Raw genomic sequence first — 23,650 nt, forward strand, 5'->3', positions numbered from 1 at the left:
ATGCCCGCCAAGCCGCTTATTGCGCAGGACTGTACTGCACCTCAAAAGGCTGCGAATAATAGACAGGCTGCCCGTCTTTTGTAAACCCGGATATGGTAAGGTAATAAGTGCCTGTAGCATCTGATGTTTCGAATTCTATTGTAGCCGAGCCAGATGCATCAGTACTAATATATGGCTCCCAGAGTAATTGAGACCGAAAATAGGGCTTAGGGGACGACTTCTCTATTTCAGGAATATTAACCTCCTGCACCTCGCTAAGTCCGGAAAATTTGGCCACATACTGGTCCCTGTTTTTATCGGGTTTGTAGTCTCCTCCTTTTGTGTAAATAAATACTACTCCTCTTTCCGGTCCTTCTGCGTATTTGATAAGTTTTGCAGAGTTCTGTACGATATCAACTCTTTCCAGATCTCGCATTTCCAGATTGAGCACCCTGTCCATATCATAAATAGGATGACCATCTATGAATACTAGGGCTTCTTTAGGGTAAAATGCCTTTGTCTCTCTATTAAATATCCTGATATATTCCTTTCCGTTGCGGCGTCTCACAGCGGCTGGATTAACATATTCACGAATAACTTCTTTGAAATTGGGTACCCGCATATACTTATCAAGGCTGACAGAAAAATCAGGTACGTAAAAGATTTCTGACTGTTTTTCAGTGGTATCTACATCAGCAGGTGATGAATCAAAAAAGGAGTAAATCTCTTCGATTTCTTTTCTTTTGAGCATGGTCTCTATCACCTCCCTGGCAGGGATGGGTACTGCCGGAGCTGATATTTCAAACTGGGGGAGGGTGTCAAAAAACCGTAACATAAGGTCTTTACGATCACTTTCTATCTGATAGCTAAACTCTTCTATGCCGGTGTGACGAAATAATACGGGGATGGAAAATGAGCCGTTCTCATCCGTGTCAAAAGCATAGAGCTGATCCTGTCTGGTAGAATAGGCCATTATTCGGAGAGATTCATTCACCTTGTTTCCCAATGTATCCGTTATCTGGCCATTAAGTTTGATATAGCTTTCCAGGGCATCTGCATTTTCTTCGTTTGGTACTACTTTTACTTCCTGTGCAGGAGGTAAGGCCAAAAGCCAGGTAGCTGTATCGAATTCTTTCAACATAGCAGTTTCACTATTGCCGGAGACCCGACCGGGAGTTGCCATACTAAATTCAAGGTTGGGGCTATATGTCATAGGCCGATCAGTAATAGCAGCTGTCAATGTGCCCTGCTGCCCACCTGTTCCACTAATCCTGATATCCAGCCTTATGCCTTCTCTGGTTTGATGAACTTTTTGAAGCCCGGTTACCTGCAGGTTGGCCGTAGTCATGCTATTCAGAAACCAACGAGTGCTCAGGCGATTTCCGGCATCGTCTGTCAGAATGGCTTCAAGTAGCCCCCGGGGCATGTCTGTCACAGGAATTTCCGCTAAAGAGCCATTTCTCTTTATATTACCTAAGCTTGCATAGGACACTAATACCCCTCCTTTTCTGACTAAAAGATGATAATCGTTGTCTTTATTCTTAAGGAGTTTGGGTGAGGCCTGTACGGCAAACCTGAACCTGTCACCTGCCTGCCCTCTATAGGTAAGCAGGGCGCCTTCTTCCTGTACATTTGGTAAACGAACGGTTTTTCCCTCCGCAGAGTCCTTCCTGTACCTGAGTTTATATTGCTTCTCAGCCCTGGGCTGTAACATAAACTCGCCTGTAAAGGCACCTTCCTTTAGCTTATTGAATTTTACTGAAGCAATCTGCTCGCCCCGGTCATCTACGACCTCACCAGTATAACTTTCTGCATCGCCATTAAGCAAGAAAGCCACTTTGGCAGTAAGACCCTCTACGAGTGCGCCTCCTTCGGGATAAAATGTAACTGTGGAACCTTTCTTGACTGAAGCAATGGGCTCTGTGTCCTCATCTACTATGCGAATAGAAGTTTGGTAATAGGGTACAGGGTCGAAGCCCTCGATCCATCGGGTAAAGGCTGTCAATGTATAATTACCGGGAGGAAGGTTTTGGGGAAAAGTGTAGCTACCGGCTACCACACCACTGTCGCCCATGACTTTTATATGCTCTCTGAGTGATCCGGTAGCATCATGTACCATTAAGTGAACTAAACGGCTCAAGCCACTAGGCTGCCCGGTGACTCCGTTTATAAGATAGGCAGTGAAAAACATGGTTTCTCCCGGCAAAAATAAATCCTGATTAAGTTGGAGAAATACCTTTTCACTCACATCGGGGTATCCTTCCGGGTTATATTTTTGCATAATTAAAGATGGCACCTGGGCCACTCCTATTGCAGGAATCATGGAAAGTACCAGCAGCACGCCTGCCACGGTCATGTGAGTAATATTTTTCACTAGTCCCATATCTCAGGTTTTAATAAGCTTAACATGCAGAGAAGTATATTTCTCGACTTATCAGTAGGGGTAATAATCAGGTTTTACATTGACACTATTATCGTACCGCAAGCAACTGAAGTCCTGTTCATTTTCAGAGGGCCCCATAGGAATTAACTGTTCTCCAGAAATCCCATAGATATCCCTGGAAGCAGCATAAAAATACCCCAAAGCCTGAGGGGCCTCTCCTTCTGCTATAATATTACCGGGTAGTGGTGATGGCGGAGGCTGAAAAATGGTTCCATCTCCGTTCTTTTGCTTTAGTAAGACATCCCAATAGTCCCAGGCGCCGGCCGTCATGTTTCTGAGCTCGGCGCCTATCCAGTAATCATTCCCCACGCGTTGGCTGCCTGCCCCGTTAGGGACAAATACCACTTCTAATCCCTGAATGGTGTTCCCTGCAAAACGGTCATCATCTAATAAAATGGGGTCTGCTAAATCTTCTACTATCCAGCAGACACAGCATTTGCATTCTTCCACCTGGATCAGGCCCTGGTTTTCATTGTAGATGTAGCCACTACAAGGCTCGGGGGCAGGTACAGTGAACTGTCCTCCTGCACCGGCTACCGCATCCTGGGGTCTGGTGGTAACGCTATACGTACCCTTATACTTAATAAAGTATTGGTTACTTTGCTCAGGATCGTCATCAAAACTTACTTTTACAATCAGGCCTTCCTGCTCTACCTGGAAGTCTCCGGGAGAAATGATGTCTCTAACGGCAGGCTCTATCTCTAAGTCATTTATCACTACTGGTTCTGGCATTACTTCCCTGGCAGAAACGTATGAGAAGCCCCGGGACGGAAGAAAAACAGAGACCCAATAGGCTTTACCGGGTGTCCCCTGAATTTCCTTGGTGCAGGATTGATATTGACCCGGAGCCACTTCCTGTAGTATTTCCTCAGCACCACCTTCTTCATGCAGGGTAACGATAGCTCCGGAAATAGATATTATCCCATTGAGCCTTCCAGAGTATAACTGACTGCGGTTGATCTCGACGGTGTAGGGAGGCTCTCCATTGTGGATATACCCATATACCACATACTTTTGCTCACCTGTAGCCACTTCATTATCTAAGGGGGTGGTACAGCCGTAAATTACGGAAGCTATTACCCCTAAGGTAAATATTCTGATAGTTAGCTCTTTCACTATTTTTATCACTGATATAAATCTCAAAATCAATTATTCCCAAAAATCAGGTTTGACATTTGTACTGTTAGCCACCGGTATCCGGCAGTCTTCCGGAATAAAGTACTCTACATAGAATGGAAAAGGAATGTCAAAAGGGTCAATAGATACTCCTGAAGTAGAGGAGCCAGCTGCCATAAAGTACCCTAGCACCTGCCCTTCATCAGGATCATCAGCGAAAATATTTCCCTGAATATTGGCCGGAGGCGAGTCGAATAATGTACCTGCATTCTCTAATTGCTGCTTTATCCTGAACCAGTAATCGTAACTGCGATCGGACAGTTTTAGCAAGCTTGCCTTCACATAGACTCTATCGATAAACTCATTATTGATTTCTACGAACCCTACATCTGTCGTGATGGTATTTCCTTCAATAAACCGGTCATTTACGAGACCGAATGTATTTCCCTTTTTCGTAACATAGCACTCACAGCATGTACAATCGAACGCAGGACGATACACTATGGCGAAGACAGTATAATCTCTTACCCAGCCACTACAAGGAGGCGGAGCAGGTATAATCTGCCTCCTGTCCCATGGGGCCTGTATGGTTTTTCGTTCCGGCTGGGTAATCAGCTTATAAATTCTCTCCCAGTTCAGCAGGAAGTAGTCTTCCCCCGGGCTGTCCTGAAAACTGGCCTCAACCTGAAAGCCGTCTACATCAGTTAAGATACCTGCTTCACTGTATCTGGGTACTTTTCTGAATTCATAACTTACTTCGTCAATTTCGGGAGCCTCCCTTATCACCTCAGGCTCAGAATGATAACTTTTACCATTCTCAAGCTGGACAGTAATATAATATTCCTCTCCTGCCCGTCCCTGCATACCAAAAGTATCTGTCTGGTATACACCTTCTTCAATCTCTTGTAGCAGTTCGCTCTCCCCACTCCCGGAATGCAGGGTAACCCTGGCTCCACTGACCCGGGGAATACCATTCAGGTTTTCGATATACGGAGAGCTCCTGGTAATGTTTACTTCATAGGGTGGCGGCTCATTTGTCACACGGCCATATATCACTAGCTTCCTTTCTCCTTTACTGTTGACTCCATCCAGCTCATCCACACAACCTAAAGGGAATATAAGGCTGACAAGCAGAAACGATTTTACTATCAGATTAAAAAACTGCTTCATCTTGTGTGGCTTTAGTGTTTTAAAAAAACATAGCTGTCAAAGAATCGGTATGCTGATCAGAACTTGAAATTATAGGTGACTGATGGAAATGGCACACCCAGCACAGAGAACTTGTATGCCTGGGGAGGGCTACCTTCAAAATCCTGAAAAAACACGGAATATGGATTCTTACGACCATATACATTATATACTGCAAAGGTCCAGCTGTCCTCGTACTTTTTACTTAACCTTAAATTAGGCTCATAAGTAAATGAAATGTCAAGCCGGTGATAAGGCGGGGTCCGGTAGCCGTTACGGTCAGAATAGTCATTAATCACAAACCCTTCTATTTCATACCTGGCTTCAGGTGCTGTGTAAGCCCTACCACTACTGTAAATGACATTTGCTCCCAAGGTCCACTTCCTGGATATCTGATAGTTACCCACAACTTTAAGGTCATGGGGCCTGTCCTGATTTGCCGGATATTTATTCCCGTCATTTATCCTTGATTCAGGATTTTGACCGTCAAATTGTCTCCAGGTACGTGAATAGGTGTAACTGGCCCAACCTGTTAGTCTACCCTTATTCTTCTTTAACAATAACTCTGAGCCGTAGCTCCACCCCTGGCCTTGCAGTAGGTCAGTTTCCAGGTAGGGGTTCAAAATCAGGTTTGCCCCATCCTTAAAGTCTACTACATCCTGAATGTCCTTATAATATACCTCCAGTGAAACCTCATAAGTATTATCCTTAAGGTTATTAAAGTAGCCTACGCTATACTGGTCTCCGACCTGTGGCCTGAAATATTTACTACTGGGAAGATAAATATCCAGCGGTGATATGGCCAGGGTATTAGACACCAGATGTATGTATTGCCTCATGCGCTGGTAGCTGGCTTTAAGGCTGGAAGATGCTCCGAGTTTGTAGCGAAGGGAAACGCGAGGCTCTATACCGCCAAAGCTGGCAATAGTTTCCCAGTCACTAAATAGTTGAGTACCGGCTATAGTATTAAGGGTACGGTTCTCATTATTCTCATATAACGTTATCTCTCCTGGCCCCATGGCGTTAAACCGGGAGTACCTCAGCCCAACCATAGCGGCCCACTTCTCACTTATCTCAAAATCATCCTGAATATATGCTGAAGCTTCCAGAGCCTTTTGGCTGTCCAATGAGAAAGGATTTACGGCTGATTCGCTGCCACTGGGAGTAATAGAACCGGGTTCAAACTGGTATAGCAGCCCTTCAAGCCCCCCGGTAATATCATGCCCTGCCAGGCTATACACCATTCGCCAGTTTGCCTTCTGGTAATCAATCCGGTATTCGAGATCAAACCCGAGGCTTTCATCCGGACTATTTACCTGATAGCTGTAGTTACCGTCTGTCAGGGCGAGCTCAGTAAACAGATTTTCATTTATCAGCCTTCTGAAGCTTAAGGTATTATTAAAGGTACGCCACCGGTAGGTTGTATCGGATGCATAAGAAAAACGGTCCCCACTGATATATGAGGTCAGATTAAGCTTAGTCCGGCTGTTGAAATCATGGCTAAGTTTAACCGTACCGTCATAGAACCCTGCCGAACTATTGCGTATATCTACGTCTTTAACGGCTCTCAGTAGCCAGTCAGAGTAAGTAGCTCTGCCTGCTACCAGAAAACTGGTTTTGTCCTTAATGATAGGCCCTTCTACTGCCAGGCGGCTTGTGACAAGCCCTATACCACCCTGGGCATGGATAGCTTGCTTATCGCCTTCACGCTGGCGTATGTCAAGTACAGACGATACCCGCCCCCCATATTCTGCAGGTACACCACCACGATAAAAGGTCACGTCACGAACGGCATCTTTATTAAAGACAGAGAAAAAACCAAAGAGGTGCGAGGGATTGAAAATGATAGCATCGTCCAGAAGAATAAGGTTTTGATCGGTAGAGCCTCCTCTTACGTTAAATCCGCCAGACCCCTCACCTACTGTACTGACTCCGGGAAGCAACGTAATACTTTTTACGACATCCACTTCACCAAGAAAGGCTGGCATGTTCTCGATGGTTTCTATAGTTAGCTTTTGCTTGCCTACACTGGTGCTTTCCACATTTTGTTGAAGCCTCTCACCTTCTACTACAACCTCCCCTAGTTCCACTGGCTTCTCAAAAAGGTTGACATCCAACGTGCCGTCCTGATATATCTGAACATAGTATTCTTCCGCTTCCAGGTTAAGGGTACTAAATCTCAGCAGATATGCTCCTGATTTTAGCCTCACAGTATACCGGCCACGGTTATCGGTTACGGAGCCTGTACCGCTATCACTCACTTCCACACTGGCCCCGGGTATACGATCTGCCGTCTTTCCTTCTCGTACCACTCCACTGAGGGTAACTTCTTTACCGGCCACGTAGTCAGCCGGATTACCGATCAGTACGCGTTCAATATTTGAGGAAGTCACATAGTCTTCCATCTCCTGCCTCTCCTTCTCCTCCTCAGGGTTTTTAAGCAAAACCACAGCATACGGTTCCGGCTGTAAAAAGGCAAACTCAGTTCGCTTGAACATTTCCTCCAACACCAGATCGAGGGGGGCGTTTTCATACTTTAAAGACAGGGTCTGCCCTTCAAGCCATCCTGACTGATAAAAAAAGCGAATACCAAAGTGAGCCTCAAGTTGACTGAATACTTCGCTCAGAGGGGTATTATTAAACGTACCTGTAAAATTCGACTGTCTTTGTCCATATGCAATGGAGGTTAGGGTGCAAATTATCAGGCAGAGCAGTAACTTTCTCAAGATATAATGGTATTGGTGTGTTACTAAATGAGGACAACAAAGCGATAAATTTACCCTAGATACTCATAAGAAAAACTATTTTATCAATTGGCATGCTTTCATTCTGCAAATACCATTAATTATATATTGTGAAAAAATGATGCGGGCTCCCTTAAATGAAGTATCAGAACTTAAGAAAAGGGCGTTATGAGCCCCGGATATCTTTTATAAACAGGGAAATTTTTAATTTGCCGCATGCAAAACCCTCTGCGTGAAGTAGGAAGTATAGATCTTTATGAAAAGAAAGGGCCTCTGAAGTGGGTCATTACAGGAATTGCTGCCCTCATTGCTCTTGCCTCTCTGTGGTATACGAATAACCTGGTATCCTCCTTAAAAGAACGTGAGCAAAAGACGATTGACCTTTTTGCAAAAACAATAGAATACACCATCCAGGAAAGTAACAGTACAAATATCCTGTTGCTGTTCCAAGAGATTATTGTCAGTAATGAGGATATCCCGGTCATCAGGACAGATGAGGCGGGTTACCCTGTTGAGTATAAGAACCTGAAGCTTCCGGATGGGATCAGCGAGGAAGAAAAAGAGGAATTGCTTTTTGAAGAATTAGATGCCATGCGTGAGGAGCATGAGCCTATACCTATTACTTACCTTGATGAAAATGGCCGGGAGGGTACCTTTGGGTATGTGTATTATCAAAACTCATTCACCCTAACGCAACTTCAGTACTACCCATTTGTCCAGTTGTCAGTGATTGCAGTCTTCGGGCTGCTCGCTTATCTGGCATTTAATTTCAGTAAACGTGCTGAACAGAACCGTGTGTGGGTGGGTCTGGCAAAGGAAACCGCCCACCAACTGGGCACACCCCTTAGTAGCCTTATGGCCTGGCTGGAATATATGCGTGCTGATGAAAAACTGTATGACCATGAAATAGTAAGTGAACTTGAAAAGGACATCTACAAACTGGAGATGATCACTTCCCGCTTTAGTAATATCGGTTCTGTACCGGTACTGAAGGAGGAGTCTGTTCCTGACATTATCCATTCAACTGTGAGCTATCTGCAGAAACGAATCAGCCGAAAGGTTCAGTGGACAGTTACTTCTCACCCGGCATCCGTAGAGGCGCTAATGAATCGTCCGTTATTTGACTGGGTTATTGAAAACCTTTGTAAAAATGCGGTAGATGCTATGGACGGTACGGGTAAAATAAGTATTAGTATTCTTAAAGGTAACGATAACCGCGTTTTTGTGGATGTGACAGATACGGGCAAAGGTATACCCAAAAATAAGGTGAGGCAGGTATTTAACCCCGGCTATACCACAAAGCGACGAGGCTGGGGTCTGGGGCTTACCCTGGTGAAACGGATAGTGGAGAACTATCATGGGGGCCGAATCTATGTAAAATCATCTGAACCTGGTAAAGGCACCAGCTTCCGCATTGTCCTCCAGGGTACATCCAATGGTGTAAAAGAAGCCGTCAGCTAATCAAAAAGGGCTTTAAATGAACCATCCGGCGGGAGATTATATGCGGGGCCAAATTTTCTTCTACTGCTTTGTTTAAAAGGATTAATGCCTTAGTTTTGCATTCGAATTTTTGAATGCTAGATTCGGCTAATAATACAGCATAAAATGGCAAATACCGGGATAATTACACAGGTGATCGGGCCTGTAGTCGACGTTAGTTTCGGCGCAGAGGCAGCCAAATTACCTAATATTCTTGATGCACTCGAAGTAACTAAAGAGAACGGCCAGAAGGTTGTACTCGAGTGCCAGCAGCACTTGGGTGAGGACCGCGTAAGAACTATTGCGATGGATAGTACCGAGGGTCTTGTTCGTGGAATGAAGGTAACAGATACCGGCACTCCTATAGCAATGCCTATCGGCGATGACATCAAAGGTCGTCTTTTCAATGTAGTGGGAGAAGCCATTGACGGTATTCCCCAGCCTTCAGGTACTCAGAGCCTTCCTATCCACCGCTCTGCTCCCAGGTTTGAAGACCTCAGCACTTCTACCGAGGTTCTGTTTACAGGTATCAAGGTAATCGACCTTATCGAGCCTTATTCAAAAGGTGGTAAGATTGGTCTCTTCGGTGGTGCAGGTGTAGGTAAAACCGTACTTATCCAGGAGCTTATCAATAACATTGCAAAGGCTTACGCAGGTCTGTCCGTATTTGCCGGTGTAGGTGAGCGTACCCGTGAAGGAAATGACCTTCTTCGTGAAATGATCGAAGCAGGTATCGTTACTTACGGTGATGAGTTCAAGCACAGCATGGAAGAAGGTGGATGGGACCTTACTAAGGTTGACAATGAGAAGCTGAAAGAATCGAAAGCAACATTCGTATTCGGACAGATGAACGAACCTCCCGGAGCCCGTGCCCGTGTAGCCCTTTCAGGGTTGACTGTTGCCGAATATTACCGCGATGGTGATGGCCAGGGTCAGGGACGTGACATCCTTTTCTTCATTGACAATATTTTCCGCTTTACCCAGGCAGGTTCTGAGGTATCGGCCCTTCTTGGCCGTATGCCTTCTGCGGTAGGTTACCAGCCTACGCTGGCTACGGAAATGGGTGCTATGCAGGAACGTATTACCTCAACTAAAAGGGGCTCAATTACATCTGTACAGGCTGTTTACGTACCCGCGGATGACTTGACTGACCCTGCTCCTGCCACTACCTTCGCTCACCTTGATGCGACTACGGTACTTTCCCGTAAGATTGCCGAGTTGGGTATTTACCCTGCAGTGGACCCTCTTGACTCTACCTCCCGTATCCTTTCTCCTGAGGTGGTAGGTGATGAGCACTATACTTGTGCCCAGAACGTAAAAGAGCTTCTGCAGCGCTATAAAGAACTTCAGGATATCATCGCCATCCTTGGTATGGATGAGCTTTCTGAAGAAGATAAGCAGGTTGTACACCGTGCACGTCGTGTGCAGCGTTTCCTTTCTCAGCCCTTCCACGTGGCCGAGCAGTTTACAGGCCTGAAAGGCGTACTTGTAGACATTAAGGAAACCATCCGTGGCTTTAATGAGATCATGGACGGTAAGTATGACCATCTCCCTGAGGCAGCTTTTAACCTTGTAGGTACGATAGACGAAGCTGTTCAGAAAGGTGAGAAATTAATGGCGGAAGCCAGCTAAAAGACATAAGGTCAATACAGGGCGGTGAATAGCCGCCCATGCCTTTAAAATATGAGCAACATGTTACTTGAAATCATAACGCCTGACAAAAAGGTATTTCAGGGTGAGGTAAGCTCTGCTACATTTCCCGGTAGTGAAGGATCATTCCAGGTTCTCATGAATCATGCACCCCTCATTTCTTCTCTTACAAAAGGCCCCATCGTGTACGATGCTACGGGTAGCGGAAGAGCTGAAGTTACCATAGATGGCGGTATCGTAGAAGTACTGGACAATAAGATCATTGTGCTGGCTGAAAAAGTAATTGACGCGGAAGCGTAAAACAGATATCTTATTGTAAACAAATTAGCCTCGCATATTTTTTATGCGAGGCTTTTTTTATGGCTTTCGCTTAAAACCGAATAACCTGAGTATTCCGTAGATCATTCTTAGTACAAAGTCTCTGAAAAACCGGTATTGTCCGACCAAGGCTCCATAGGCAATCAATACCACCTGGTATATTGGCAGAATCAGTAAAATATAGAGAGTGGTCCGAAGCCACCCCTCCCCTATTCCCAGGTACTCAAGGAATGCTATCACCGGCTTCTTTATCTCCAGAATAGTAAATCCTGTAGCGGCAAAAACGCATAGAATCAACAGCACCTGCCAGACAGAGGTAACTCCCCATCTCCTCTTAAGCTTATTAATGATACCTGAATCAGACATACCCTTTAAAAATATAAATTACCCCCACCAAAGGAGGGGGTTTTCAATGGTTATTACCCCCAAAGGGGGATAGTCAGTTATCGAATAGCGGGATATCTATATCCCCATCCTCTTTCTTATCTTCCTTCTCCTGATACTTAACATACCGCTTTATCTTTTCTTCATCTATGCCTACCGTACTTACAAAATAGCCTCGTGACCAAAAATGATTGCCCCAATAGGGTTTTCTGCGAAGACTCTTGAAGTTCTTAAACATCATGATCGCTGTCTTACCCTTGAGAATACCCATGAAGTCTGATACACTAAGTTTCGGAGGTATACTACATACCAAATGAACGTGATCTGGCTGAATGTTCAACTCTTCTACCTTGACCTCCTTCCATTCACATATCGTCTTTATCTTATTCTCCAACGTATCTGCAACAATATCACGAAGTATACGGTGGCGGTACTTCGGGGTCCATACTACATGATAGACACAATAGTAAAAGCTATGCGATAGCTTACGATACTTGCTCATTCCACAATATACCCCTACTGGCATAGCCCTCAAACATGACCACCGTCTAAGACGGTGGTTTTAATTCGATTAATAAAAAAGGAACCCCATAACCTGAGGTTCCTTTCTGTATTGTAATTACGTATTGAATCCTTACAGAACTTCAAGGAGAATAAATACCAGGCCTACTACAAACAGAATAGCGCCTATAGCTCCTAATACACCACCACCAGCTATAAGAAGCAGCACGAGGCCCACCGCGCCAAGTATAATGCCTGTGCGCATATCCCGCGTTACTGCATCGGCTTTTTCAGCCTTAAGCACTTCTTTTTTATAGCTCTTAGCCTCCTTCTTCACCCATTTCTTAACCTCTTTCTTCTCCTTTTTGCTAAGGTTTTTAAATGCTTCTACGGCCTCTTCGCGGGTTTTTGACCCTGCTGCAATATCCTTTACAAACTCAGGAGCATCCTTGGTGCGGTCAATGCGCTCATCCACGCTTTCTAACACGGGATCATTATCTGTAGAAACAGAAAGGCTTGCAGTCTTATTTACAACAGGCTCTATGCTTTGCGCATTAAGGTCTTCAGCCTTACTTTGAGTTGGAACTGCAGATTGTGTTTCTGTCGGACGGTGCGTCTCAGTTTTGAACACATAACTATCACGGGAAACTTTATAGGAGGGTTGACAGGCGTATACCAATGGTACAAAAATAAGTGCCGTGATGACGCGGATGTATAATGACTGCTTCATTTGAGGAATCTGATGAAATTGGTTTGATACCAAAAAAACGCAGTTACACCATTAAAAACAAATGTTAATTTACCCTAATAGGCATTAATACAGATGCTTGAGGTTTTTATCCTTAACCTGTGTTTTCTCCAGGGTGAGGAATTGCTCCCAAAATTCAGTATTCGGTACTCCTCCATTTACTTTAACCGGCTCTTTTTTTACCGGATGGATAAAGTCAAGATGCTTGGCGTGAAGGTTAATACTGGCATCCTGATTGGGCTTACTGAAGCCATACTTGATATCCCCTCGGATAGGGCATCCGATAGTGGCCAGTTGAACTCTGATCTGGTGAGGACGACCTGTAATGGGGTTTACTTCCAGTAAAAAGTGGTCATTAAGCTTGCCCATAAGGGTATATTTCAGCTCAGCTTTTTGGCTGCCAGGTACTTCCTCTTCATAAGCCGTGGTCACATTGCGGGAGGGATCTTTTTTGAGCCAGTGTATCAGTTTGCCCTCTGCATAAGGGGGTTTTTTCTTTACAATAGCCCAATAGGTTTTATTTATATGGCGATTTCGGAATAACTTATTCATCCGCTCCAGCCCCTTGCTGGTTTTGGCAAGTACTACCAGTCCACTTACGGGCCTGTCGAGGCGGTGAATCACCCCGCAAAATACATTGCCGGGTTTATCGTATTTTTCTCTTATGTATTCTTTTACCCGGTCAGCCAGTGGGGTATCTCCTGTTTGATCGCCCTGCACCAATATCCCTGCTTTTTTATTAACAATAATGATGTGGTTATCCTCGTAAGCGACAGTAAACCAACGGGCATATTTTTTGGTCAGGGCGTCCATCAGAATTCAGATTTTTCGTGGAAATTAATATCAGGGAAGTTGTCTTCCACCATTTGTAACCAAGCCTTGCTTTCGGCCATAAAAACCAGCTTACCTTCTTTGTCCCGGGCGATGTAGCGCTGCTTGGAATCAATAAAGGCATTAAGCTTCTTAGGGTCATTGCTACTGATCCAGCAGGCTTTGTACAGATTCAAGGGAGCAAAGCGAACTGATGCGCCATATTCCTGCAGTAACCGGTGAGCAATCACTTCAAACTGGAGTGCTCCTACCGTACCTACCACCTTCCTGGCTCCCAACTCATATGTAAATAGCTGTGCCACTCCTTCATCCATAAGCTGACTCAGGCCTTTCTCCAGCTTTTTCGTTTTCATGGCATCCAGGTTTATCACCTCCTTGAACATTTCAGGCGAAAAACTGGGTATTCCTTTAAACATTCCCTTTTCTCCTTCGGTAAGGGTATCGCCTATTTTGAGGTTTCCGGTATCGTAAAGGCCAACGATGTCACCAGGAAATGCCTCATCGATCGTTTCCTTTTCCTGTGCCATAAAAGCGGTAGCATTGCTAAAGCGAAAGCTCTTGTCTAGCCTCACGTGGTGGTAGTTGCTGCCTCTGTTGAAACACCCTGAGCATACGCGGACGAAGGCTATCCGGTTTCTGTGCTTAGGGTCCATGTTTGCATGGATTTTAAATACAAAGCCTGAAAATTTATCCTCAGAGGGCTCAATTACACGTATTTCAGTAGACCGGTCCTTAGGTTTTGGAGCAACCTCAACGAAGCAGTCGAGCAGCTCTCTCACACCAAAGTTATTTACCGCACTACCAAAAAATACCGGAGCTAATTTACCTGCGAGGTAATCACTTTCTTCAAATTCCGGGTATACTCCATTTACCAGATCCACATCTTCACGGAGCTGATTGGCAGCCGTTTCGCCTACTTCAGCGTCAAGCCGTTCATCACTTAGGTCAGTAAGGCTTATGGCATCATTGGATAGCTTGCGCTGACTGCCCTTAAAAAGGAGCAGGTTCTTTTTGTATAGATTATATACCCCCTTAAAGGTCTTACCCATACCAATGGGCCAGGTAAGAGGCTTTACCTGGATGTCGAGTTCAGTTTCGATCTCATCAAGAAGGTCGTAAGGATCCTGTCCTTCACGGTCAAGCTTATTGATAAATACAATAACAGGAGTATCCCGCATGCGGCAGACCTCCATAAGCTTGCGGGTCTGTTTTTCCACACCTTTTACACTGTCTATCACCAGGATCACGCTATCTACTGCGGTAAGGGTGCGGTAGGTATCTTCTGCAAAGTCTTCGTGACCGGGGGTATCGAGTAGGTTGATTCTCAGGTCACGATAGTTGAATCCCATTACAGAGGTAGCAACGGAAATCCCTCTCTGTTTCTCTATCTCCATCCAGTCGGAAGTAGCATGACGGGTAATTTTATTGCTTTTTACCGCACCGGCTGTTTTAATAGCCCCTCCGAATAGTAGCAGTTTCTCAGTAAGGGTTGTCTTACCGGCATCAGGGTGACTGATGATTCCAAACGTGCGTCTCTTGCTTATCTCTTCTTTTATGCTGCTCATGTTTTGCCGCTCAAATTCCTGGTTGGAAACAAGATGCAAAGGTACATAATTCCCTTGTATTTGTTAAGGGGCTAATAAAAGAGGGAGGATACCCTGGAGGATTAATATCGGGTAAGGCAGCTAATACAGAAGGCCACAGATTCGATTGAACCTGCGGCCTTTGCACTATAAATGATTGAGAAGATTCTTATCTGTTTAACTTAAAGCGGATAGGGACCATCATTCGCACCCGCAGGTCATGACCGCCCTGCCTGCCCGGTTCCCATCCAGGACTATTTTCCAGTACACGAACGGCCTCTTCATCAAGCCCGGCACCGAGTCCTTTTATCACCTTAATGTCGGTAAGACTGCCGTCACGCTCAACGACAAAGCTTACCACTACCTGCCCTTCTATTTCCATGCGCTGAGCTAAGCGGGTATAGCGTGTATTCTTTCCCAAGTACTGAAGGAATGCTTTCTCTCCCCCGGGAAATTGGGGCATTTTCTCTGCATAAGGTACCGGCTCATTGGAAACATCTTCTTCACTGGGAGCAGCAACATCTATATTATTAATCTCATTATCCAACTGATCCGGCACTACTGGGTCAATGATAATATCCGGCAAATCATCAGCTACTATCTCAATACTGGCAGATGGTTTAGGCATCTCAGGTTCTGCAGGCTGAGGCTTAGAAGGTTGTGGTTTAGGTTCAGGGCGCAGGAGTATAGGTTCATTAATAATCTCTTCCGCTTTCTGACGTGGATCAAGATCCTTCGGTCCGGCTGTTTCACCAGTGAATTTCCATTCAAAGGCGATCATTGTACTACTCAGAGCTATGACCAGGCCAATGCCGAAAAATAGGGGGCGCTTACGGTCAAGTTCTTTCTCAGGGTGTTTTCTGAGTTCCATAGAGATCTGTTTTAGGTTATATACCCATACACACTGTACACATTCGTACTTATAAAACGGCCACTGACACCGTATATTTTCCGGTGATCAAATTTTTTGTAAAAATATTAAAATAGACAATCCGGTTTTTACAAAATTTCCTTTCACCAACCCCCTCACACACAGAACATTCCACACACACATATTATAGAAAGGTTTGACATACAGACATGAGAAAAACTGTCATTGTGTCATGAAAAATCATCAAAAAACCACTTGGCACACACATTGTTAATTGTATGGACGAACGAAACGATCTGAATTTTAAAGAATTTATAAATACGCAATCACATGGGAAAAATTATAGGTATTGACTTAGGTACGACTAACTCCTGCGTGGCAGTAATGGAGGGTAACGAACCTATGGTGATCCCCAATAGCGAGGGAAGGCGCACAACCCCTTCCATCGTGGCCTTTCTGGAAAATGGTGAAAGGAAAGTGGGTGATCCTGCCAAGCGTCAGGCAATTACCAATCCTCACAACACTGTGTCTTCTGTGAAGAGGTTCATGGGTAAAAAGCACACAGAAGTTAGTGAAGAGCGCAAAAATGTTAGTTATAAAATAGAGCAGGGCAATAACGACACCGTACGTGTACGTATTGGTGACAGGCTATATACTCCTCAGGAGATATCAGCAATGATCCTGCAGAAGATGAAGTCTACGGCAGAAGACTACCTCGGCACTGAAATTAAGGAAGCAGTAGTAACCGTACCTGCTTACTTTAATGATGCTGAACGTCAGGCTACTAAAGAAGCCGGTCAGATTGCCGGACTGGACGTAAAACGTATTATCAACGAGCCTACTGCGGCTGCACTGGCATACGGTCTTGATAAGAAAAATCAAGACATGACGATTGCTGTGTATGACCTTGGTGGTGGTACATTCGATATTTCAATCCTGGAGCTAGGTGACGGAGTATTTGAAGTAAAATCTACTAACGGTGATGTACACCTGGGTGGTGATGACTTCGACTCGGTTATTATTGACTGGCTTGCAGAAGAATTTAATAAAGATGAAGGCATCGATCTTCGTAAGGACCCTATGGCTCTACAGCGCCTGAAGGAAGCGGCTGAGAAAGCTAAAATTGAACTCTCAAGCTCGACAAGCACGGAGGTGAACCTACCATATATCATGCCTGTAGATGGCATTCCCAAACACCTTGTGCGTACGCTTACCCGCGCTAAATTTGAGCAACTAAGCGACAACCTTGTACGCCGCACATTGGAGCCATGCCGTAAAGCACTGGAAGACGCTGGAATGTCAGCCTCTGACGTAGATGAGGTGATTCTTGTAGGTGGTTCTACCCGTATCCCTAAAATTGTAGAGGAAGTAGAGAAATTCTTCGGCAAAAAGCCTTCTAAAGGAGTAAACCCTGATGAGGTAGTTGCTGTAGGTGCGGCTATCCAGGGTGGTGTACTTACCGGTGAAGTTAAAGATGTACTTCTGTTGGACGTGACTCCTCTTTCACTGGGTATTGAAACCATGGGCGGTGTGTTCACTAAGCTTATCGAAGCGAATACCACTATCCCTACCCGCAAATCGGAGGTGTTCTCTACTGCCAGTGACAACCAGCCAAGTGTGGAGATTCATGTGCTACAGGGTGAGCGTCCTATGGCTAAGGATAACCGCACGATCGGTAGGTTCCACCTTGATGGTATCCCACCGGCACCACGCGGCGTGCCTCAGATCGAGGTAACATTCGACATTGATGCTAACGGTATCCTGAATGTATCAGCCAAGGATAAAGGTACTGGTAAAGAGCAGAAAATCCGCATTGAAGCTTCTTCCGGACTTACTGAGGAAGAAATTGAAAAGATGCGTAATGAAGCGAAGGCCAACGCTGATTCTGACAAAGCTGAGAAAGAGAAGGTAGAGAAGATGAATACAGCTGACTCTATGATCTTCCAGACTGAAAAACAACTCAATGAGTACGGTGATAAACTAAGTGAAGGCAACAAATCGGCCATCACAGGTGCACTGGAAAAACTGAAAACAGCTCATCAGTCGCAGGATCTGAGTGGCATCGACGCTGCAATGGAGGAAATAAACCAGGCATGGCAGAATGCCAGTCAGGAAATGTACCAGGCTACTGGTGGCGAAGGTGCAGGACCTCAACCCGGCGCAGAAGCAGGCGGAGCTCCAGGAGGAGACCCTAATGCCTCAACTGAGGGTGCGGATGATGATGTGAGCGATGTAGAATACGAAGAGGTAGACGATAAGGATAAGAAGTAATTCTTAACGTCTGAATTAGATAGATTAGAAAAAGGCTGTCTGTTCGCTTTGATGCGGATGGACAGCCTTTTATTTTGTTCTACTTACATTTTTCCTCCATTAAGGATCTGGAAGGATTCTTTCTCTAATTGCTCGCGATGGGCAGGGTGAGCAACATCAATTAAGGCTTTGGTTCTTTCCTTGAGATTCTTTCCATACAGGTAGGCGACGCCATATTCTGTCACGACGTAGTGAACGTGGGCTCTGGTAGTAACCACACTTGCATTAGGCTTCAATGTACTTACGATCCGGGAGATTCCTTTACCGGTAGCACTGGGCAAAGCAATTATAGGCTTACCCCCTGAACTAAGGCTGGCGCCTCTCACAAAATCCATTTGCCCTCCCACACCGGAATACTGACGCGGTCCGATTGAATCCGCACAGACCTGACCAAAGATGTCTATTTCAAGAGCGGAGTTTATCGCGGTAACTTTGGGGTTCTTACGAATTACCTTGGTGTCGTTAACCTCTCCTACATCGAGCATCATGACCATAGGGTTGTCATCAATAAAATCATACACCTTCCGGCTGCCGATGACAAATCCGCTGACAATTTTCTCCGGATAGACTTTTTTCTTTACGCCATTAATCACTCCTTTTTCTACCAGTTCTATAATGCCATCGGAAAACATCTCAGTATGTATACCCAGATCTTTATGATTACCCAGGGTAGCAAGAACAGCATTAGGAATGGCGCCGATACCCATTTGCAAGGTGGCACCATCTTCAATGAGCCCGGCTACATTTTTGCCAATTGCCATTTCCACCTCTGACAAATCTCCTGCATGCAGCTCAAAAATGGGGTCATCAGATTCCACGAGGGCATGAAACCGGGAGATATGTACTGTACCATCGCCAATAGTCTTAGGCATATTCGGGTTTACCTGGGCAATGACGTATTTGGCAGTATCTACTGCGGCATTGGACACGTCTACTGAACAGCCAAGCGATACGAAGCCATGCTTATCCGGAGGTGATACCGTTACCATGGCTACATCTACAGGCATGAGACCACGCCTGAACATATCCGGAATCTCACTCAGAAACATAGGGATATAACTGGCCCGGCCACTGTTTACATAGGGGCGGATATTCTTACCTACAAAAAAGGTATTGATATTAAAGCTGTCTTTATATTGCTCCTCAGCATATGGCACAGGGCCTTCTGTATGGATGCTCACTATCTCTACATTACGCAACTCCTCATGTCGCGCCGTCATGGCCTTCACAAGCTCTACGGGTGTGGCGGCTGCGCTATGTAGAAAAACCCTGTGACCACTTTTAATCACCTTAACAGCTTCCTCTGCGGTAGTGTACTTTATGGACATAATCTGTTCTGTATCATTATATTGCACGCAAAGTAGCCGGCAGCTAGCTCTAAAAACAGGACATATATCAGGTTATAAAAAAAGCCCCGGAAAAAATTCCGGGGCTTCTTCTTATATTCTGTAAGCCAGGATCAGGCTTCCACTGATTCAGGAAACTTGTTATACAGTAGCTCCTTCTCACCAAATAGCCTTTCAGCGACTATGCCGCGATCTCCACAGTCCTTAACCAGCATGTCTGACTGGACGATAGGATGTGACTCAGCGGTGTATTTGATACTACTGATAAATTCGCACCAGGGCTCCTGTCCCATGGCATAAACGTATACTTCTTTAGGGTTAAATTTATCCACCAAATTTTTACCCCGCTCATAGTTAGAGCCGGCAAGTCTGCGGCTACCATCCCTGTCGCGTGAGAGTTCCTGCGGCATAAGCGGACCGTACAACCAACTCAGTGGTGCGCCGTCACACTCCATGCCCAGGAAGATTACGTCAGTATCTCCCAAAATGTCATGGACTTTTTCATACACTTCCTTGGCTACGTTACAGGAATCTGCTACGAATAGCATGCTGAATTTACCTGCTTTGACATGGTGACAAACCTTAGAGCGAATATCCAGGTCAGCATGTTCACCCAGGAAAGGCACACCGGTAATGGTAATATCTTCAAATTTGACCTCTTCCAGATCGCCGATCTCTACAATGTTGTCAAAACCGATATTATTAAACATCAGCTTCAGATCAGGATCCTGAAGTGATCCGTATCCACTGCGTGGCACTACGATCTTACCAATTTTATGACGAAGAGGTAGCAGAGTTTCGAAAAGAATATGGTCCTGGTGATTATGGGTAATCAGCACATAATCGATCTTATCAGGAAGATCAGCATCAGAGAAGTGGTCTACGCTGGATTCATAGCCATAATAACTAATGAGAGGATCAACGAGAATACTCACATCCTTGGTTTCCACCAGAATACAAGCGTGTCCGAAATAGCGCATGCGAATCTTGTCGCCAGTGTATGGCTCGTAAGCAGGGGGTGCCTCAGTGGTAAAGAAAGATTTGAACAGGTCTAGTTCTTTCTCGCTCATTTCAGGAAGCAAAGGAATTACATCCTCCAGCTTTCCACCGTTCCGCTTCATGGCGGCTATCTTGTCGATGGCAGAGTCTTTAAAAGGAATCTGAAAGTGTAATATGTCTTCCTCTTCTAACCTCGGGGTGCTGAGCACGAATGGTCTTTCGTCGTTTTCAGTAATCCACATGGCTATCGACTGTGACTCAGGACGGTAGTACTTACTATGATATAGCAATGCCTCAAACAACCTGAAATTGGCATTATTATTAAGATCATAGGTAAGCTCCACAAAGCCTCTCAGGGCCTCGGGTACCTCATCATATAATTCATTGAGTGAGTACCCTTTTGCTTTTGACTGCAGGGTACTGTTTAGTTCCTGTAAAGCTTCCGATAGCTCTATAAGATCGGCCTGCTCACTCATGGTTCTTTCGCGGAGAGCCTTAACATCGTCTACACGCTTACCCTGCAGGTCCATGAAGGGACCGCCCAGCATTTTAGGGTTTTTACAGGCTGCTGCATGAATTTGAGGAGCCTGGATGTAGCTATTAATAATCTTAAGGTGCCTGCCGGTTATGTTTAAGGCGGCAGTAGCAGGAGATAGAAGGTGAGACCAAGCGTACCAACGATCCACAAGGGGCTCGAATACTACGTTGGGCTTCAGATAAACGGTTTCTTGAGTAGTCATTTCTAATCGTAAGAGTTTTTGAAATACTCAGGGCATAGGCTGCAATGCAGACAGACGTCTGGCAAGTAACCTGAGTACATCTTTGTATTGGTCAAAAATAAAGAAGTGATTTCCAGGCATAATATGGAAATCCAGAGGGGTGGAGAATTCTTGTCCCCAGGCCTTACCCTCTTTTTCAGTAACCTCCTCATCAGCACCGATTACTACAGTAAAGGGCACCTCGAGGGGTTCCTGAGGTATATGGTTATAGCTTTCAAGTATCCTGAAGTCACCCCGGAGTATGGGTTCAAAGAATTCCATCAACTGGTCATCATTCAGTATCTCATCGGGACTACCGCCCATATTTTTTACTTCAGCAATAAACTCATCCTTAGGCATAGTGGAGCGAATTTTTGTCTCCCTGTCAGCAGCCGGCCCGCAAGTTCCGGTCAGGAACACATGCTGAGGCATGGGTTTATTTAAATCATTAATTTTCCTGGTGAGCAGATATCCCAGAGTGGCTCCCATGCTATGTCCATAGATTGCATATGGTTTATCGAGCTTGTCTTTTATCTGATCATACAAATCATCCACTACCTCCTCAATGGTATTAAGGAGATCTTCCTTAAATCGTGAGCCTCTGCCTGGCAGATCAAGCGGTTCCACTTTTATCCATGCAGGGGCGTTCTGCTTGAACTGATTGTACGAGTACCGGCTACCACCGGCAAATGGCAAAAAGAAAACAGTTATTTTTTCTCCTTTCATAGGCTAGTTACAGCTTTTGATCCATCCAGTTTTTCATCTAACACCACTTTCCCGAAATCGAAACGAATTCTTCTGTCGGCTTTGTCGAAGTAAGCATCATCGTGGGTTACAGCAAGTATAGTTTTACCTGCCTTCTTAAAGTCATCCAAAAGATGGTTGTAAAAGAAGGCTCTGAATTCAGGGTCCTGCTCAGCGGCCCACTCATCCAAAACAATCACATCACGTTGTTCCATCATAGTAAAAATCATAGCCAGCCTCTTTTGCTGCCCGCGTGACAAATTTCCGTCTATATAACTGCGGTCATCGTCTATTCTTACTATACCATTAAGTTCCATCTTTTGAATGAACTGCTGCAGTACCTCGTTTCCGCTATGGATTGGGAATCGGTCGTAATTCTCCCCAAACAGATGAGGATTTGTAAAGATAGCGGAAATCTGATTGCTATAATAGGGATATCTTTCTTCGGATATTTCATGGTTGTTGAGGTAGATTCTCCCGGCGGTGGGTCTTATTAGTCCTGTCAACAGGTTAAGAAACGTACTTTTGCCACTTCCATTACCTCCTGTTATGAATATTACCTCTCCTTGTCTTACTTCAAGATCGATGGGTCCAAGTTTAAAGATGGTATCTTTTTGGGCATCTTTATATTCAAACTCCACCCCGTCGAAGCGGATGCTATGGAAATCCTGGTTGATATCCGTGCGGTCACCATGAGCAAGCTTTCCGTAGAAAGCTGCATTTATATCGCGCTCAAGTCCTCTCAGGCGCTGATAGGCTATATTGTATCGAGTGGCAAAGGGCACAAGGGATATCATGGTAGCCACAGGGCCCATCAGGAAAAGGATAACCACCACTAAAGAAGCTACCTGGGCGTTGGTGTATTCTAACAGTCTGGGAAGCGCAAAAATGATTGTACCTAACACGACATACCAGCTAAAGCTCCCGAAAAGCTCATTGTCTACATACTTCACCGATGCACTAACATTCAGGTCTTTGCTTTCGGAAAGATTACGTTTAAGATAACCTTCGTACATGTTATCGTTCCTGTCGATACTCATTTTGACTTCCTTAAAGCCTCCGAGAAGGTCACGCAGGTACCGGTAGTAATCATTATGGAGGTCACGCAGGGTGTTGAGGTCTCTGTCTATAGCTTTATTCCTGATGAGATAAACGGCAAGCAATATGAGCATGACACTCAAAATTGCCACGCCTCCCAAGGGGGCAATAATGAAAAGGTAGATAAGGCCACACACCAGTATAATAGCATTGTTAAACCCATTTACGAAGGTGGCGGGAAACTGGCCCAGGACTTTCACATCCTGAATAGCTGTATATATCCGCTGCTCACCTACTTTCGCGTAGGCCTGAAAAGTGGCGAATCGTACCCTGTTAAGCACTGTCAGTTCAAAAATGAGAAGAAAGTCGTTTGTAAGCCGTACAATATAAGTCTGAAAAATCCTGCCAATCACCAGTGACAGGATAACCAAGGCTATAAATATCGCCCAGTCATACTCTGCAACCTTATCATGTAAAAAGGGAAATGTCTTTGCTCCTATAGCATTGTTTATGAAAAACAGGATCCCGCTATAAAGCAGACTACTTATACCTCCTAAAAGGATCAGAAACACGTAGAAGTATCTGGACTTCTGCTGAAATACCTGGAGTATACTGAGCAT

Annotated in this window: 18 protein-coding genes; 4 read left to right on the forward strand and 14 right to left on the reverse strand. The window is 45.0% G+C overall.

Annotated features, from left to right (window positions below):
* Positions 1-16: 16 nt before the first annotated feature.
* The 4 genes from AB9P05_RS06125 to AB9P05_RS06140 are packed head-to-tail and all read right to left on the reverse strand — an operon-like array spanning position 17 to position 7,452.
* Positions 17-2,362, reverse strand: a complete 2,346-nt coding sequence (locus AB9P05_RS06125; RefSeq protein ID WP_371907930.1) for a hypothetical protein — start codon at positions 2,360-2,362, stop codon at positions 17-19.
* 51 nt (positions 2,363-2,413) lie between these two features.
* On the reverse strand, positions 2,414-3,565 hold the full coding sequence (locus AB9P05_RS06130) for a DUF4249 family protein (RefSeq protein WP_371907931.1): 1,152 nt from the start codon (positions 3,563-3,565) through the stop codon (positions 2,414-2,416).
* Between the two features lie 6 nt (positions 3,566-3,571).
* The gene (locus AB9P05_RS06135) at positions 3,572-4,708 is read right to left on the reverse strand and encodes a DUF4249 domain-containing protein (RefSeq protein ID WP_371907932.1); all 1,137 of its coding nucleotides are present in this window, start codon (positions 4,706-4,708) and stop codon (positions 3,572-3,574) included.
* Between the two features lie 56 nt (positions 4,709-4,764).
* Complete coding sequence (locus AB9P05_RS06140; RefSeq protein ID WP_371907933.1) at positions 4,765-7,452, reverse strand: TonB-dependent receptor domain-containing protein; 2,688 nt, start codon at positions 7,450-7,452, stop codon at positions 4,765-4,767.
* A 234-nt stretch (positions 7,453-7,686) separates the two neighbouring features.
* On the opposite strand from AB9P05_RS06140, the gene AB9P05_RS06145 reads away from it, so the two are divergent.
* From AB9P05_RS06145 to atpC, 3 genes are all read left to right on the forward strand, one after another.
* A complete protein-coding gene (locus AB9P05_RS06145) occupies positions 7,687-8,931 on the forward strand; it encodes a PAS domain-containing sensor histidine kinase (protein ID WP_371907934.1) in 1,245 nt (414 codons plus the stop codon).
* A 144-nt stretch (positions 8,932-9,075) separates the two neighbouring features.
* Entirely contained in the window at positions 9,076-10,581 is a 1,506-nt protein-coding gene (gene atpD / locus AB9P05_RS06150; protein WP_371907935.1) for a F0F1 ATP synthase subunit beta, read from the forward strand.
* 60 nt (positions 10,582-10,641) lie between these two features.
* Positions 10,642-10,899, forward strand: a complete 258-nt coding sequence (atpC, locus tag AB9P05_RS06155) for an ATP synthase F1 subunit epsilon (protein ID WP_371907936.1) — start codon at positions 10,642-10,644, stop codon at positions 10,897-10,899.
* A 57-nt stretch (positions 10,900-10,956) separates the two neighbouring features.
* Here atpC and AB9P05_RS06160 read toward each other — a convergent pair whose 3' ends face one another.
* The 6 genes from AB9P05_RS06160 to AB9P05_RS06185 form a co-directional block, all read right to left on the reverse strand.
* Positions 10,957-11,283: a DUF6787 family protein gene (locus tag AB9P05_RS06160; protein WP_371907937.1), complete on the reverse strand. Its 327-nt coding sequence runs from the start codon at positions 11,281-11,283 to the stop codon at positions 10,957-10,959.
* 73 nt (positions 11,284-11,356) lie between these two features.
* Positions 11,357-11,803 (reverse strand): IS200/IS605 family transposase, encoded by a 447-nt coding sequence (tnpA, locus tag AB9P05_RS06165; protein WP_371906921.1) that lies wholly within the window; start codon positions 11,801-11,803, stop codon positions 11,357-11,359.
* A 132-nt stretch (positions 11,804-11,935) separates the two neighbouring features.
* A complete protein-coding gene (locus AB9P05_RS06170; protein WP_371907938.1) occupies positions 11,936-12,532 on the reverse strand; it encodes a hypothetical protein in 597 nt (198 codons plus the stop codon).
* 84 nt (positions 12,533-12,616) lie between these two features.
* Positions 12,617-13,363, reverse strand: coding sequence for an RluA family pseudouridine synthase (locus AB9P05_RS06175; protein WP_371907939.1), 747 nt, complete (start codon positions 13,361-13,363; stop codon positions 12,617-12,619).
* Positions 13,363-14,946: a peptide chain release factor 3 gene (locus tag AB9P05_RS06180; protein WP_371907940.1), complete on the reverse strand. Its 1,584-nt coding sequence runs from the start codon at positions 14,944-14,946 to the stop codon at positions 13,363-13,365. The genes AB9P05_RS06175 and AB9P05_RS06180 overlap by 1 nt, the downstream gene beginning before the upstream one ends.
* A gap of 187 nt (positions 14,947-15,133) precedes the next feature.
* Positions 15,134-15,835 (reverse strand): energy transducer TonB, encoded by a 702-nt coding sequence (locus AB9P05_RS06185; protein WP_371907941.1) that lies wholly within the window; start codon positions 15,833-15,835, stop codon positions 15,134-15,136.
* Positions 15,836-16,165: 330 nt separating this feature from the next.
* On the opposite strand from AB9P05_RS06185, the gene dnaK reads away from it, so the two are divergent.
* Entirely contained in the window at positions 16,166-18,106 is a 1,941-nt protein-coding gene (dnaK, locus tag AB9P05_RS06190) for a molecular chaperone DnaK (RefSeq protein ID WP_371907942.1), read from the forward strand.
* 83 nt (positions 18,107-18,189) lie between these two features.
* Here the strand turns inward: dnaK and AB9P05_RS06195 are convergent, their stop codons facing one another.
* From AB9P05_RS06195 to AB9P05_RS06210, 4 genes are all read right to left on the reverse strand, one after another.
* Positions 18,190-19,473, reverse strand: a complete 1,284-nt coding sequence (locus AB9P05_RS06195) for an acetyl-CoA hydrolase/transferase family protein (protein WP_371907943.1) — start codon at positions 19,471-19,473, stop codon at positions 18,190-18,192.
* A 131-nt stretch (positions 19,474-19,604) separates the two neighbouring features.
* Positions 19,605-21,230 carry an MBL fold metallo-hydrolase gene (locus AB9P05_RS06200; RefSeq protein WP_371907944.1) on the reverse strand — a complete coding sequence of 542 codons (1,626 nt, stop codon included), beginning with the start codon at positions 21,228-21,230 and terminating at the stop codon, positions 19,605-19,607.
* Positions 21,231-21,257: 27 nt separating this feature from the next.
* A complete protein-coding gene (locus AB9P05_RS06205) occupies positions 21,258-21,974 on the reverse strand; it encodes a thioesterase II family protein (protein ID WP_371907945.1) in 717 nt (238 codons plus the stop codon).
* A complete protein-coding gene (locus tag AB9P05_RS06210; protein ID WP_371907946.1) occupies positions 21,971-23,650 on the reverse strand; it encodes a cyclic peptide export ABC transporter in 1,680 nt (559 codons plus the stop codon). Before AB9P05_RS06210 ends, AB9P05_RS06205 begins: the two co-directional genes overlap by 4 nt.

This window comes from Roseivirga sp. BDSF3-8, assembly GCF_041449215.1.
GTDB lineage: Bacteria > Bacteroidota > Bacteroidia > Cytophagales > Cyclobacteriaceae > JBGNFV01.

Excerpts from the sequence above, each read along its gene's own strand:
- AB9P05_RS06180 (WP_371907940.1), bottom strand. The coding sequence starts at position 14,946 with ATGAGCAGCATAAAAGAAGAGATAAGCAAGAGACGCACGTTTGGAATC.
- dnaK (WP_371907942.1), top strand. The coding sequence starts at position 16,166 with ATGGGAAAAATTATAGGTATTGACTTAGGTACGACTAACTCCTGCGTG.
- AB9P05_RS06185 (WP_371907941.1), bottom strand. The coding sequence starts at position 15,835 with ATGGAACTCAGAAAACACCCTGAGAAAGAACTTGACCGTAAGCGCCCC.
- AB9P05_RS06160 (WP_371907937.1), bottom strand. The coding sequence starts at position 11,283 with ATGTCTGATTCAGGTATCATTAATAAGCTTAAGAGGAGATGGGGAGTT.
- atpD (WP_371907935.1), top strand. The coding sequence starts at position 9,076 with ATGGCAAATACCGGGATAATTACACAGGTGATCGGGCCTGTAGTCGAC.
- AB9P05_RS06175 (WP_371907939.1), bottom strand. The coding sequence starts at position 13,363 with ATGGACGCCCTGACCAAAAAATATGCCCGTTGGTTTACTGTCGCTTAC.
- AB9P05_RS06195 (WP_371907943.1), bottom strand. The coding sequence starts at position 19,473 with ATGTCCATAAAGTACACTACCGCAGAGGAAGCTGTTAAGGTGATTAAA.
- AB9P05_RS06125 (WP_371907930.1), bottom strand. The coding sequence starts at position 2,362 with ATGGGACTAGTGAAAAATATTACTCACATGACCGTGGCAGGCGTGCTG.
- tnpA (WP_371906921.1), bottom strand. The coding sequence starts at position 11,803 with ATGAGCAAGTATCGTAAGCTATCGCATAGCTTTTACTATTGTGTCTAT.
- AB9P05_RS06205 (WP_371907945.1), bottom strand. The coding sequence starts at position 21,974 with ATGAAAGGAGAAAAAATAACTGTTTTCTTTTTGCCATTTGCCGGTGGT.
- AB9P05_RS06210 (WP_371907946.1), bottom strand. The coding sequence starts at position 23,650 with ATGCTCAGTATACTCCAGGTATTTCAGCAGAAGTCCAGATACTTCTAC.
- AB9P05_RS06135 (WP_371907932.1), bottom strand. The coding sequence starts at position 4,708 with ATGAAGCAGTTTTTTAATCTGATAGTAAAATCGTTTCTGCTTGTCAGC.
- atpC (WP_371907936.1), top strand. The coding sequence starts at position 10,642 with ATGTTACTTGAAATCATAACGCCTGACAAAAAGGTATTTCAGGGTGAG.
- AB9P05_RS06200 (WP_371907944.1), bottom strand. The coding sequence starts at position 21,230 with ATGACTACTCAAGAAACCGTTTATCTGAAGCCCAACGTAGTATTCGAG.
- AB9P05_RS06170 (WP_371907938.1), bottom strand. The coding sequence starts at position 12,532 with ATGAAGCAGTCATTATACATCCGCGTCATCACGGCACTTATTTTTGTA.
- AB9P05_RS06145 (WP_371907934.1), top strand. The coding sequence starts at position 7,687 with ATGCAAAACCCTCTGCGTGAAGTAGGAAGTATAGATCTTTATGAAAAG.